Source organism: Sphingomonas sp. UBA978 (assembly GCF_002292295.1).
Taxonomy (GTDB): Bacteria; Pseudomonadota; Alphaproteobacteria; order Sphingomonadales; family Sphingomonadaceae; genus Sphingomonas.
Window position 1 is genome coordinate 166,682 of sequence record NZ_DBBS01000021.1, and the last position, 10,926, is coordinate 177,607.

Consider the following 10,926-nt stretch of genomic DNA (forward strand, 5'->3'; position numbering starts at 1 on the left):
GACGCAAGACCATGCTGCCGCCGAAACCGCCTACCAAGCAGATGTCCGGGCGATGAACGTCCTGTTCATCGAGGACGACCGGATGAATCGGCGCGTCGTACGGGACATGCTGGACGTCGCCGGCGCCAGCATGACCGAGGCGGAGAGCGCCGAAGCGGGTCTGGCGACGCTCGATGCGCAGACGTTCGACATGCTGCTGATCGATCTGCGGATGCCCGGCATGGACGGGATCACCGCGATCGAGCACATCCGCGCCCGCGCCGATGCCAAGGCGACGGTGCCGATCATCGTCATCACCGCCGATACCGCGCTCGACCTGCGCGAACGATGCATAGCGGCGGGGGCGGACGAGGTGCTGTTCAAACCGGTCGCGATGGACGCTTTGTTCGAGGCGATGGGCCGCATCCTGGCGCGCGGCGCACAGGACGGCATGATCGCTTGATCCGTCAGCCCTTTGCGGGCGGCACCTGCAAGGCGGCGGCCAGCGAGGCGGTGGCGCTGCCACGGCGGGCCGGCTTCGGCTGCGAGGCATCCGGCGCCCAGCCGGTGACGAACACGATCGCAAAACGTTCGGTGGTGCGCCCGTCCGGACCGGCGGCGCCGGCGAAGGCCGCGGCGGCGCGCGCCAGCGTGTCGCGCGTCATGCCCGACCGGCCGGTCAGGATATTGCTCGCCGCCATGCCGCGCAGGTCGTCGAGCAATCGCCCGAGATGCGCGTAGCGGACGTCGAACGTCTCGACATCGGCGACCGGCAGCGCAAAGCCGGCACGCATCAGCAGGTCGCCGGCGGAGCGGACGTCGATCTGCGGATGCAGCCGTGCCGCGGGGCGATCGCCCTCGGCGACGCGCAATGCCGCGCGCAGTGCGGGCAGGCTGCCCCCGCCGAGGAAGGCGCCGAGAAACAGGCCGTCGGGACGCAGCACGCGCCGGATCAGGGTCAGCGCGCCGGGCAGGTCGTTGACCTGATCGAGCACGCCCGCGCTGAGCACGCCGTCGAAACTGGCATCGGCGAAGGGCAGGCGATCCTCGTCGCCCTGCACCCCGCCGACGGCTCGGGCGAAGCCGAAGCCGGGGTCGAGGCGGGCGATCCGTGCGCCGGGCACGCGAAGGCCGGCATCGGGGGCGCCGATGTCGAGCATGTCGTCGAATCCGCGCTTCACCGCGTCGAGCCGTTCGAGCAGCCCCTCGACCATGACGTCGCGCAGGAAGGCGTGGGCGGGATAGTCGCCCGCGGCGGCGCGGTCGCGGCGCCGGCGGCGGGACGGGCGGTCGAAGATGTCGGCAGGGGTCTGGGCGGCGGTCACGGCGCGGCTTGTGCCTGTTGCAGCGGTGCGCGACAAGCGGCCATGCGGACGGGGGGTGGCGCGATCGGACAGGCGGCGGCGGTGGCGCGACGGGCCGTCGGCGCGATATCGGGCACCGTATCGGGTTGGGCATTGCCGCCGCGCTGCCCGGGTTGCGGCACGCCGGTGTCCGCCGATCACCGCTTCTGCGCTGCCTGCTGGAGTGGCTTGCGATTGCTGGCCCCGCCGTGGTGCGCCGGCTGCAACCGGCCCTTCGCCTTCGATCGTGGCGAGGGTGCGCGTTGCGCGCCCTGCCTCGCCGATCCGCCGCAGCATCGGGGCGTGCGTGCCGCGGTCGCCTACGGCCCGGTGGCGCGGCAGCTGGCGCTGAAGCTCAAATACGGGCGCCGGATCGGCATCGCCGCGACCATGGCGGAGCGGATGGCGCCGGGGATGCCGGAGGGGCTCGACCTGCTGGTGCCGGTGCCGCTGCACCGCTGGCGGCTGTGGTCGCGCGGCTATAACCAGGCGGGGCTGATCGCGGCGGCGCTGCACCGCCGCACCGGCGTCGCGCACGATCCCTTCGCGCTGGTCCGCCGTCGCCGGACCGTCGCCCTGAAGGGGCTGGGCGCGCGCGCGCGGCGCAAGGCGGTGGCGGGCGCCTTTGCCGTGCCCGACCGCGACCGGGTGCGGGGCAGGGCGATCGGGCTGGTCGACGACGTCTACACCAGCGGCGCGACCGCGGCCGCGTGCACCCGCGCGCTGATCGCGGCGGGCGCGGCGTCGGTCACGATCCTGTGCTGGGCGCGCGTGATCGCGGACGAGGCGGCGGCCGCCGATTGACAAGCCTGGTCACAGACCACACGTCCTGACCATGGCAAAGGTCGAAATCTATACCAAGGCGTTCTGCCCCTATTGCTCGCGTGCGATGCGGCTGCTCGCGTCGAAGGGCGTCGAGGCGCAGGAATATGACATCAGCATGGGTGGCCCGCAGCGGCAGGAGATGATCCAGCGCGCCAACGGCCGCACGACCGTGCCGCAGGTCTTCATCGACGGGCGGCATATCGGCGGGTCCGACGACCTTGCCGCGCTGGATGCCCGCGGGGGGCTCGATCCGCTGCTGACGGCGTGACGCCGGCATGAGGATCGCGCTGCTGCAGATGACGAGCGGGATCGATCCCGCCGTCAACGCCGCCGATCTGCGCCACGGCATCGCCGCCGCGGCGGTGAACGGCGCGGGCATGATCTTCGTGCCGGAGATGGCTGGCCTGATCGACCGCGATCGCGCCCGCGCCGCCGCGGCGATCCATGCCGAGGCGGACGATCCGGTGCTCGCCACCGTGCGCGATGCGGCGGCGGCGGCGGGGATCTGGGTTCAGCTCGGCTCGCTCGCGCTGCGGCGCGGGGACGGACGGCTCGCCAACCGCAGCTTCGTCATCGACGCCAGCGGGGCGATCCGCGCCCGCTACGACAAATTGCATCTGTTCGACGTCGATTTGCCGACCGGCGAGAGCTGGCGCGAATCCGCTGCCTATGCGCCTGGCGAGGGTGCGGTGGTCGTCGATACGCCGGCCGGGGCGCTGGGTCTGTCGATCTGCTACGACCTGCGCTTTCCGGCGCTCTATGCGGCACTGGCGGAAGCGGGCGCGGTGCTGCTCGCCATTCCGGCCGCCTTCACCCGGCCGACCGGCGCGGCGCACTGGCATGCGCTGATGCGCGCGCGCGCCATCGAGAACGGCTGTTTCGTCATCGCCGCCGCGCAGGCGGGCGCGCATGAGGACGGGCGCAGCACCTATGGCCATTCGCTGGTCGTCGACCCGTGGGGCGAGGTGCTGCTCGACATGGGCACCGCGCGCGGGCTGGGCTTTGCCGAGATCGACGTGGCGCAGGTCGCCGAGGTGCGCGGTCGCATCCCGGTGCTGGCGCATCGTCGCGCCATCCCGCCGATCACGCGGGCATGATCGTCTTCGACCTGCGCTGCGACGCGGGCCATGTGTTCGAGGCATGGTTCGCGTCCAGCACCGCCTATGCCGATCAGGCGGCGGCGGGGCAGGTCGCCTGTCCGTTCTGCGGCGACACGGCGATCGAAAAGGCGGTGATGGCGCCCGGCATTCCCACCAAGGGCAACCGGCGTGGCGAGGCACCGCCGCCTGCGCTGGTCAAGCAGGCGCTGCACCAGCTGGCGGCGGCGCAGGCCAGGGCGCTGGAGGGGTCGCAATGGGTCGGCGATGCCTTTGCCAGCCGCGCCCGGGCGATGCATCAGGGCGAGGAAGACCATAAGCCGATCCATGGTCAGGCGAGCATCGCCGAGACGAAGGCGCTGGTCGACGAGGGGGTGAAGGTCGCGCCTTTGCCGCTGCCGGTGGTGCCGCCCGAAAAGTCCAACTGACGCCGGCGCGACGTGGCTAGACCGGCGCGGCGCCGGCCGGTATCAGGGTGCGCGACGGCCCCGTAGCTCAGCAGGATAGAGCGCCAGATTCCTAATCTGTAGGTCGCGCGTTCGAATCGCGCCGGGGTCACCATCGTCTCGCGCGTGCCCGCGTCGGTCACGTCCGAATCCCGCTGCGGTACAGCCGGTTAATTTTCCAGCAACACATTGGCTTGCCCTGGATCAGGATCGGGCTCATAGCTTTTCGGGCACGGCGGTCGGGTCTCCCCCCGGTGCTCCCGCCGTGCCACTGCAAGATCGCCGCAACAATCCCGTGCTAGGGCGCAGGTCAGGCTGACAGGATCATCGCCATGACATGCGGCGCATTGCCGAAACCGACTTCCATTGCTGCGCTGCGGTCGGCCACGCCGGTTGCGCGGTCGGCGTCGGGTGCGCGCCGATGACCCTGCGTCCGATCGGGTTCTGGCTCTATGTCGCTGCAGGTGTGGTGATGATCGTCGCGTCGACGCTGGCGATGCCGTTCATGGCGTCCCGCACGCGCTGATCCGAGCGTCGCGGGGTCGATCCGCGACAGATGTTGCTATTCCCGGCTGGACGGATCGGCCGGCCGCTATCCTGTCGGGAGCATCGCCGGCCGGTCGCGGCGCGATGCTCCCGATGAAATGCCGTTTCGGGTCAGGCCTTCACGTGCTGCGAGATGTATTTGTTCATCTCGAACATGGTGACCTTGTCCCGGCCGAACACCTTCTGCAGCTTGTCGTCTGCGAGGATCTCGCGCTTGTTCGCAGGGTTCTGCAGGTTGTTGGACTTGATATATTCCCACACCTTGCTGATGACCTGGCTGCGCGGCAGCTTCTCGTTGCCGACGATCGCGCCGAGTTCGGGCGAGGGCTGCACGGGGGCGTGGATGCCGCCGGTTTTGGGTGGTGTCGTAGCCATCGCATTCCTTCCTGTCTGCGCCCGGTCCAGCCCGGACGCGCTTGAGTGTCACGCCTTTTTGAGCGCGGCCGCCTTGTGCGCCGCCTTTCCCCCGTTGTCACTCTTTACAATATATTGCGGCTCCTCCTTCGAGGCGCGCACCGTGTGCCCCTTGATCTTGGTGTCGCTCGTCTGCTTTTTCTCGACTGTGCCGTGCGCGGTGCCGCCATGGCTCTTCCACGTCACGTCGTCGCCGACCTTCACATCAGCCATCGTTCGTCTCCTGCTGCCCCCCGCACGATGGAATCGCGCGGAGTGGCAAAGGGTTGCAAGCGAGCGGGGCGGGGATCAGAACTTGAACCCGACCGCGGCGCCGTAGCGGCGCGGTTCGATCGTGAAGATGTTGGTGTAGAGGCCGGACGACTGGTCCGCGACCGCCTGGCCGGTGATCGCGTCGTTGTCGGTCAGGTTCTGCACGAACGCACGCAGGTAGAAGCGGTCGTCGGGCGCGTTGACCTGGATCTGCGCATTGACCACCTCATAGCCCGGCACGCGATCGACGTTGAGGTTGAACACGCTCGCCGAGAAATTGCCGGTGTAATTGAGGTCGGCGCGCGGCACGACCGTCCAGCCGCCGGCAAGGTCGACGGTATATTGTGCGCCAATCGCCCATTTGTAGGTCGGCGCCTGGGGCAGCTTATTGCCGTTCAACCCGACCGGTACGCCGTCGGTCACGGTGAACGGCAGGGCGCCGGTCGGCACGCCGAACGCCGCGCGCAACGCCGCCGACGGCGATGCCGCGGAGGCGGCGAGTGCGGAGCAGATGCCGTACGCCCCTGTCGTGCCGGTCGCCGGGATCGCGGTCGGCGCGCGCAGCCCGATCGCGCCGTTGACCGCGCCGACATAGGCGTTCGCCGCCGCCGCGCCGCCGGCATTGGGGATGACGACGCAATTGGACGCGTTGGTGATGTCCTTGATGAGGACCGTGTCGCTGCGCCCGCCCGACGGCAGGCGCGGGTTGATGAGCGCCTTGTCGCCGGTGATCTCGGTCTTGAGGTAGCTGGCGTTCATGTTGACCACGAAGCGCGCGATCGGCGAGATGATCGCCTCCGCCTCGACGCCGTAGATATTGGCGTCGACATTGTCGTTGACGGCGGTGCGCGCGACGATGCGGCTTAGCTGCAACCCCTTGTACTTATAGTAGAAGCCGGTGAGGTTGAGGCGGAGTGTGCCGTTGCCGAAGGTGTTCTTCGAACCGATTTCGAACGCGTCGACCTTTTCGGGCGTGAAGGTCTGCGGCACCGAGAAGCTGGCGGCGACCGGCGGGTTGATGCCGCCCGATTTATAGCCGCGCGAATAGGAGGCGTAGACCAGCTTGTCGTCGTCGATCTTGTAGTCGAACACCGCGCGCCCGGTCAGCCGCCCGAACGCGGCGTCGCGCCGCGCATAATCCTGGATGCCCGCCGTCGTCGGGTCGAAATCGACCGCGGCGTAGTTCAGCCCGCTCTCGATGCCGCCCGCATTGTACGGCGTCAGCACGTTCAGCGTCAGGTTGCGCGCCTGCACCTCCTTTTCGTCGTGATTGTAGCGCAGCCCCAGCGTCAGCTTGGCCCGGTCGCTGAACGCGACATAGGTTTCGCCGAAGATGCCGTAGGATTTGAGGCGGAACCGCCGGGTGTCGTTGCGGTAGAAGGGCGGCCCGACGAAGGCGTTGCCGCCGACGCCGGGGATCGCCGCGGACGAGGCCGCGCCGAGGATGCCGGAGGCGTAATCGAGGCCGAAGGCGTTGACGAAATAGTCGTTGTCGCGGCTCAGGCTGTCCAGATAGATGCCGCCGAGCAGGAAGTTGAACGGGCCGTCGAAGTTGCTGTCGATATGCGCCTCGGCGGTGAACTGCCGGTTGCGGATTCGCGACCGGTCGAAATCGAGGCTCTGCGGGAAGCAGCCGATGCTGTTGCCGCCGAACACGCCGACGTTGCTCGGGTCGGCAGAGGACTGGCAGACGCCGCCGGCGGGGCCGTTGGGGATCAGCGTCTGGCGGACGCCGTTGAGGAACGGTGCCGGACCGCCGGGCCGCCCGAAGGCGTTGAGCGCCGCCAGCCCCGGATTGGTGGCGAGCGATCCCTCGACCGCGAGGTTATAGTCGACCGTGCTGTCGACCGAATTGCGGGCATAGCCGCCGGTGAAGTTGAAGCTCACCGGACCGAAATCGTGGAAGATCTTGGCGGTATATTGCTCCTCGTCGGCGAAATAGGTCGGGTTGTAGTCGATCCGCACGGTGCGGACGTCCGTCGGGTTGACCACGCCGGCATAGGGATCGGTGCCGTAGAGGCTCTGCAGCGCGAACGGCGCCAGCGCGGCGTTGTTGACGCGGAAGAATTCGGTCGAGGTCAGCACCGCCGCCAGCGTCGACAGGCCGTTGGTCGTCTCGAACCCCTTGGTGTCGGGCAGGCAGCCGAGCACGCCGGTGGGATCGCGGTGGCACAATTGCTTTTGGATGCGGCTGCGATTGTCCTTCTCGTGGAAGTAATAGCCGATCAGGTCGATGCGCGTGTCGGCGGACGGCTCCCACGATAGCGTGCCGCGGATCGAATAGAGGTCGCGCCCATCGATGCGGCTGTCGTCGTAGGTGTTGCGGGTATAGCCGTCGCGCTTCAGATAGGTGCCGGCGATGCGGATGCCGAGCGTGTCGCCGATCGGCAGGTTGAACATGCCGCGCGCCCGCTTCGAATCGAAATTGCCATATTCGAATTCGCCGGCGGCATGGACGCCGCTGAGGTCGGGCTTGGCGGTGATGAAGTTGACGACGCCCGATGTCGCGTTGCGGCCGAACAGCGTCCCCTGCGGCCCGCGCAGCACCTCGACGCGCTCGAGGTCGAAGAATTCGCTTTCGAACAGGCGCGTCGTCGACAGCGGCATGTCGTTGACGTGAATCGCGGTCGCCTGATCGCAGGTCGCACCGACGCACAGGTCGCCGATGCCGCGGATGGTAAAGCTCGACGTGGTATAGCCGGTCTTGGTGAAGGTGACGTTGGGCAGCGTCTGCTGCAACGCGATCGGGTTGACGATCTGCTGCTTCTCGAGATTCTGCGCGGTGAAGGCGCTGACCGCGATCGGCACGTCCTGCAACCGCTGCGACTGGCGCTGCGCGGTGATGACGATGTCGCCGACGTTGCTGTCGGTCGCGGCGCCGGCGGGTGCGGAGGGCGCTTCCTGGCCGGGGCCGTTGGTGGGTGCCGTGTTCTGGGACGACGTGGTATCGGCCGTCTGTGCGGCGGCGGGAATCGCCGCCAGCATGACGAGGGCCGATGCCGCAAGCAGGTCATACTTCTTCATGATGGCGTCCTCTCCCGGTCCCGTTCCTCCGGTCTGTCGCCGGTGATACGGAAGTTCCTGTTTTGGGTATGGCGAAACTAGCGTCGGAAATTTTGTCGCGTCAATCGAATTCTCCTACGTAAATACGCAATGTCGGGCCGCGGCGTCAGGGTGGAACAGTTGCAGAATCGAACTTAAGGTTGGGTGCAATGCAGCGACGCGGTCGTATCGAAAGGCTTATCACATGACTGATCCCATCGCTTCGCCGGACAACGGCGACCTGATCGAGGCGGCCGCGGCGGATGCCGTGCCCGCGGACGTCGCCGAGGCGATCCGCACGCTGATCCGCTGGGCCGGCGACGATCCGACTCGCGAAGGGCTGGTCGACACGCCGCGCCGCGTGGCCAAGGCGTGGAAGGAATATTGCGCGGGCTATGGCGACGATCCCGCCAGGCACCTCGAACGCGTGTTCGAGGAGGTCGGCGGCTATGACGAGATCGTGCTGCTCAAGGACATTCCGTTCCAGTCGCATTGCGAACACCATATGGCGCCGATCATCGGCAAGGCGCACATCGCCTACCTGCCGAAGGACCATGTCGTCGGGATCAGCAAGCTCGCCCGCGTCCTCCACGGCTTCGCGCGCCGGTTGCAGGTGCAGGAGCGGCTGACCGCCGAGGTCGCCGACTGTATCTGGGACAATCTGAAGCCGCAGGGGGTGGCGGTGGTGATCGAGGCGAGCCACGCCTGCATGACCGCGCGCGGCGTCCGCACGCCCGGCGTGTCGATGGTGACCAGCCGGATGATGGGCGTGTTCCGCGACGACGACCGCAGCCGCAAGGAAGTGCTGGCGCTGATGGGATGCTGATGCCGGGGACGGTGCTGGTCACCGGCGGTGCGAAGCGGCTGGGGGCGGCGATCGCGCGTGCGGTGGCGGCGGCGGGTGCGCGCGTCGTGATCCACTACGGCCGGTCGGCGGGGGAGGCGGAGGCGCTCGCCGCGGAACTGGATGGTGCGACCGTGCAGGGCGACCTCGCCGATACGGCGGGCGCGGCGGCGCTGTTCGCGCGGGCGCGGGCCGCGGCGGGCGGTCCGATCGCTGGCCTCGTCAACAGCGCGTCGATGTTCGAATATGACCGGCCCGAGGGAATCGATCCGGCGCTGGCGGCGCGGCTGCATGCGATCAATGCGGTGACGCCGGCGCTGCTCGCCGCCGCGCTGGCGGCGCAGGACGACGTGGACGACGGCGCGGTGGTCAACCTGCTCGACCAGAAGCTCGCCAATCCCAATCCGGATTTCTTCAGCTATTCGCTCAGCAAATATGCGCTGGCCGGCGCGACCGAGATGCTGGCGCAGGCGCTCGCCCCCCGCGTGCGCGTCAACGCCGTGGCACCGGGCATCACCCTGCCGAGCGGCGACCAGAGCGAGGCCGACTTCGCCGCGGTCGCGCGCGACAATTTGCTCCGCCGCCCGGTCGGGGCGGCGAACGTCGCCGAAGCGGTGGTCTATCTGCTCGGCGCGCGCAGCGTCACCGGGCAGACATTGTACGTGGATGGCGGCCAGCGCTTCGTGAAGCGCGACGGCGACGTGATGTTCGAGGGGCGCGATGGCTGAATATACCATCATCCTCGAAGGGCTGGAGGTCGCGATGCGGCTCGGCATCCACCCGCACGAAGCCGTGCCGCAACGCGTCCGCCTGTCGGTGTGGATGACGGTCGACTATGCCGCGCCACCCGGCGCCGATCGGATCGAGGAGGTGCTCGATTACGACTTCGTCCGCGACGGCATTCGTGCGCTGGTCGAGGGGCCGGGTTTCGCCTTGCAGGAAACGCTGGTCGATGCGGTCGCCGCGCTCTGCCTCGCCGACCCCCGCGTCCGCGCGGTGCGGGTCCGATCGATGAAGCCGGACGTCTATCCGGATGCCGCGGTGGGGTGCGAGATCGTGCGGGAGCGTTACGCCGGGTGAGCGGTGGACCGGATCGTGACGATAGCGGCCGCGATCGATAGCGCCGGTCCGGTCGAATCCTTATGGGCGCAGGGATTCCCGACGGACGATGGCGTCCGCGGGGCGGGGGTGATTCGGTGATGCGCGGGATGATGACGGGGGCGATGTGCGGGCTGATGCCGCTGCTGTCGGGTTGCGGGGGCGGCGGAGCGGGCGACGATGTCGTGGCAGCGACGCCCGCGCCCCCGTCGACATCGGCGCCGACGCCGGCACCGACGACGGCAGCGCCGCAGCCCGGTGCGACGCCGACCAGCCGCTGGACGCCGCGCGTCTCGGACACGTGGCAATGGCAATTGAGCGGTACGATCGACACCCGGCCCGACGTCGCCATCTATGACGTCGACCTGTTCGATACGCCGCGGGCGACCGTGACCGCGCTGCACGCGCAGGGGCGACGGGTATTGTGCTATTTCTCCGCCGGCAGTGCGGAGAACTGGCGGCCCGATTATGCGCGATTCGCTGCTGTCGATCTCGGCAATCCGCTCGACGGCTGGGCGGGCGAACGCTGGCTCGACATCCGCCGCGCCAATGTGCGCAGCATCATGGCCGCGCGCCTCGCCGAGGCGGCGGGCAAGGGGTGCGACGGCGTCGAACCGGACAATGTCGACGGCTTCGAACCCGACAACCGGTCCGGCCTGTCGTTCACCGCGAGCGACCAGATCGACTTCAACCGCTTTCTGGCGACCGAGGCGCATCGGCTCAATCTGGCGATCGCGCTGAAGAACGACCTGGCGCAGATCCCGGCGCTGGTCGGCGACTTCGATCTGGCGGTCAACGAGCAGTGCCACGAATATGACGAATGCGGCGCCTATCGGGCGTTCGTCGCGGCGGGCAAGCCGGTGCTCAACGCCGAATATCGCGCCGGCTACCGGACCAATGCCAGCGGCGAGCGCGACCGCCTGTGCATCGCCGCGCGGAGCGAGGGGTTGCGTACCCTCGTGCTGCCGGTCGCGCTCGACGGCAGCTTCCGCTTCGCCTGCGACTGAACCGCAAGGCCGGCGGAGCGGGGCGTCGGCCTC

The 10,926-nt window shown here is 68.7% G+C and carries 14 protein-coding genes and 1 tRNA gene; 11 read left to right on the forward strand and 4 right to left on the reverse strand.

The window, feature by feature from the left end; translation table 11 throughout:
- The first annotated feature begins 52 nt into the window (after window positions 1–52).
- Complete coding sequence (locus tag B2515_RS15760; RefSeq protein ID WP_293877953.1) at window positions 53–442, forward strand: response regulator; 390 nt, start codon at window positions 53–55, stop codon at window positions 440–442.
- 4 nt (window positions 443–446) lie between these two features.
- Here B2515_RS15760 and B2515_RS15765 read toward each other — a convergent pair whose 3' ends face one another.
- Window positions 447–1,304 carry a class I SAM-dependent methyltransferase gene (locus tag B2515_RS15765; RefSeq protein ID WP_293877955.1) on the reverse strand — a complete coding sequence of 286 codons (858 nt, stop codon included), beginning with the start codon at window positions 1,302–1,304 and terminating at the stop codon, window positions 447–449.
- An 81-nt stretch (window positions 1,305–1,385) separates the two neighbouring features.
- On the opposite strand from B2515_RS15765, the gene B2515_RS15770 reads away from it, so the two are divergent.
- The 6 genes from B2515_RS15770 to B2515_RS15795 all read left to right on the forward strand — a co-directional run bounded on the left by B2515_RS15770 (window position 1,386) and on the right by B2515_RS15795 (window position 4,216).
- The gene (locus B2515_RS15770; protein WP_293878496.1) at window positions 1,386–2,126 is read left to right on the forward strand and encodes a ComF family protein; all 741 of its coding nucleotides are present in this window, start codon (window positions 1,386–1,388) and stop codon (window positions 2,124–2,126) included.
- Between the two features lie 31 nt (window positions 2,127–2,157).
- Window positions 2,158–2,415 (forward strand): glutaredoxin 3, encoded by a 258-nt coding sequence (gene grxC, locus B2515_RS15775; protein ID WP_293877957.1) that lies wholly within the window; start codon window positions 2,158–2,160, stop codon window positions 2,413–2,415.
- Between the two features lie 7 nt (window positions 2,416–2,422).
- Entirely contained in the window at window positions 2,423–3,244 is an 822-nt protein-coding gene (locus tag B2515_RS15780) for a carbon-nitrogen hydrolase family protein (protein WP_293877959.1), read from the forward strand.
- Complete coding sequence (locus B2515_RS15785) at window positions 3,241–3,672, forward strand: DUF1178 family protein (RefSeq protein ID WP_293877961.1); 432 nt, start codon at window positions 3,241–3,243, stop codon at window positions 3,670–3,672. Before B2515_RS15780 ends, B2515_RS15785 begins: the two co-directional genes overlap by 4 nt.
- A 56-nt stretch (window positions 3,673–3,728) precedes the next feature.
- Window positions 3,729–3,805: transfer RNA gene (locus B2515_RS15790), tRNA-Arg, on the forward strand.
- Window positions 3,806–4,027: 222 nt separating this feature from the next.
- On the forward strand, window positions 4,028–4,216 hold the full coding sequence (locus B2515_RS15795; RefSeq protein WP_293877963.1) for a hypothetical protein: 189 nt from the start codon (window positions 4,028–4,030) through the stop codon (window positions 4,214–4,216).
- A gap of 131 nt (window positions 4,217–4,347) precedes the next feature.
- On the opposite strand, the gene B2515_RS15800 is transcribed toward B2515_RS15795, so the two are convergent.
- The 3 genes from B2515_RS15800 to B2515_RS15810 form a co-directional block, all read right to left on the reverse strand.
- Window positions 4,348–4,611, reverse strand: a complete 264-nt coding sequence (locus tag B2515_RS15800) for an SWIB/MDM2 domain-containing protein (RefSeq protein ID WP_293877965.1) — start codon at window positions 4,609–4,611, stop codon at window positions 4,348–4,350.
- Window positions 4,612–4,659: 48 nt separating this feature from the next.
- The gene (locus B2515_RS15805; RefSeq protein ID WP_293877967.1) at window positions 4,660–4,863 is read right to left on the reverse strand and encodes a DUF2945 domain-containing protein; all 204 of its coding nucleotides are present in this window, start codon (window positions 4,861–4,863) and stop codon (window positions 4,660–4,662) included.
- 75 nt (window positions 4,864–4,938) lie between these two features.
- Window positions 4,939–7,926 carry a TonB-dependent receptor gene (locus B2515_RS15810; RefSeq protein WP_293877969.1) on the reverse strand — a complete coding sequence of 996 codons (2,988 nt, stop codon included), beginning with the start codon at window positions 7,924–7,926 and terminating at the stop codon, window positions 4,939–4,941.
- A gap of 223 nt (window positions 7,927–8,149) precedes the next feature.
- On the opposite strand from B2515_RS15810, the gene folE reads away from it, so the two are divergent.
- From folE to B2515_RS15830, 4 genes are all read left to right on the forward strand, one after another.
- On the forward strand, window positions 8,150–8,770 hold the full coding sequence (gene folE / locus B2515_RS15815; protein ID WP_293877970.1) for a GTP cyclohydrolase I FolE: 621 nt from the start codon (window positions 8,150–8,152) through the stop codon (window positions 8,768–8,770).
- Window positions 8,770–9,516, forward strand: a complete 747-nt coding sequence (locus B2515_RS15820; protein ID WP_414711416.1) for an SDR family oxidoreductase — start codon at window positions 8,770–8,772, stop codon at window positions 9,514–9,516. The genes folE and B2515_RS15820 overlap by 1 nt, the downstream gene beginning before the upstream one ends.
- Window positions 9,509–9,868, forward strand: a complete 360-nt coding sequence (locus tag B2515_RS15825; protein WP_293877974.1) for a dihydroneopterin aldolase — start codon at window positions 9,509–9,511, stop codon at window positions 9,866–9,868. Before B2515_RS15820 ends, B2515_RS15825 begins: the two co-directional genes overlap by 8 nt.
- Before the next feature lie 119 nt (window positions 9,869–9,987).
- Window positions 9,988–10,893 carry an endo alpha-1,4 polygalactosaminidase gene (locus B2515_RS15830; RefSeq protein WP_293877976.1) on the forward strand — a complete coding sequence of 302 codons (906 nt, stop codon included), beginning with the start codon at window positions 9,988–9,990 and terminating at the stop codon, window positions 10,891–10,893.
- Window positions 10,894–10,926 lie beyond the last annotated feature (33 nt).

What these genes read in the sequence shown, in the direction of transcription:
- B2515_RS15825 (WP_293877974.1), top strand. Translation starts at nt 9,509, where the DNA reads ATGGCTGAATATACCATCATCCTCGAAGGGCTGGAGGTCGCGATGCGG.
- folE (WP_293877970.1), top strand. Translation starts at nt 8,150, where the DNA reads ATGACTGATCCCATCGCTTCGCCGGACAACGGCGACCTGATCGAGGCG.
- B2515_RS15785 (WP_293877961.1), top strand. Translation starts at nt 3,241, where the DNA reads ATGATCGTCTTCGACCTGCGCTGCGACGCGGGCCATGTGTTCGAGGCA.
- B2515_RS15760 (WP_293877953.1), top strand. Translation starts at nt 53, where the DNA reads ATGAACGTCCTGTTCATCGAGGACGACCGGATGAATCGGCGCGTCGTA.
- B2515_RS15805 (WP_293877967.1), bottom strand. Translation starts at nt 4,863, where the DNA reads ATGGCTGATGTGAAGGTCGGCGACGACGTGACGTGGAAGAGCCATGGC.
- B2515_RS15795 (WP_293877963.1), top strand. Translation starts at nt 4,028, where the DNA reads ATGCGGCGCATTGCCGAAACCGACTTCCATTGCTGCGCTGCGGTCGGC.
- B2515_RS15780 (WP_293877959.1), top strand. Translation starts at nt 2,423, where the DNA reads ATGAGGATCGCGCTGCTGCAGATGACGAGCGGGATCGATCCCGCCGTC.
- B2515_RS15800 (WP_293877965.1), bottom strand. Translation starts at nt 4,611, where the DNA reads ATGGCTACGACACCACCCAAAACCGGCGGCATCCACGCCCCCGTGCAG.
- B2515_RS15820 (WP_414711416.1), top strand. Translation starts at nt 8,770, where the DNA reads ATGCCGGGGACGGTGCTGGTCACCGGCGGTGCGAAGCGGCTGGGGGCG.
- B2515_RS15810 (WP_293877969.1), bottom strand. Translation starts at nt 7,926, where the DNA reads ATGAAGAAGTATGACCTGCTTGCGGCATCGGCCCTCGTCATGCTGGCG.
- B2515_RS15830 (WP_293877976.1), top strand. Translation starts at nt 9,988, where the DNA reads ATGCGCGGGATGATGACGGGGGCGATGTGCGGGCTGATGCCGCTGCTG.
- grxC (WP_293877957.1), top strand. Translation starts at nt 2,158, where the DNA reads ATGGCAAAGGTCGAAATCTATACCAAGGCGTTCTGCCCCTATTGCTCG.